Genomic DNA, 250 nt, shown 5'->3' with positions numbered 1-250 from the left:
CAGGCGGTGCTTTAGGTGCTGATACTGCTGCGTTTTGGTGTGTACATATTATGAAAGAGAAGTATCCTTATATCAAAAATATTGTTGCGTTGCCATTTGAAAGTCAAGATAAGAAATGGTCTCCAGAGCAACAGGCTTGGTACAGAAAGATGCTTGAAAAAGCAGATGAAGTAATCAAAGTAGATCAAATTAAAAATTACAAAGACAATACAGTTCCAACTGGAGAATACACAATTGAGAAGCTAAGTCG

The 250-nt window shown here is 36.8% G+C and carries 1 protein-coding gene; it reads left to right on the top strand.

What is annotated here, in order from left to right:
- Window positions 1-250: SLOG family protein (locus tag R2R70_RS21985; protein ID WP_410979193.1), on the top strand; the 250-nt coding region annotated here is incomplete at both ends.

This window comes from Cobetia sp. SIMBA_158, assembly GCF_046566945.1.
Taxonomy (GTDB): Bacteria; Pseudomonadota; Gammaproteobacteria; order Pseudomonadales; family Halomonadaceae; genus Cobetia; species Cobetia amphilecti.
The sequence above is the reverse complement of the archived record's forward strand: the minus strand, read 5'-3'. Positions and strand labels throughout refer to the sequence as shown.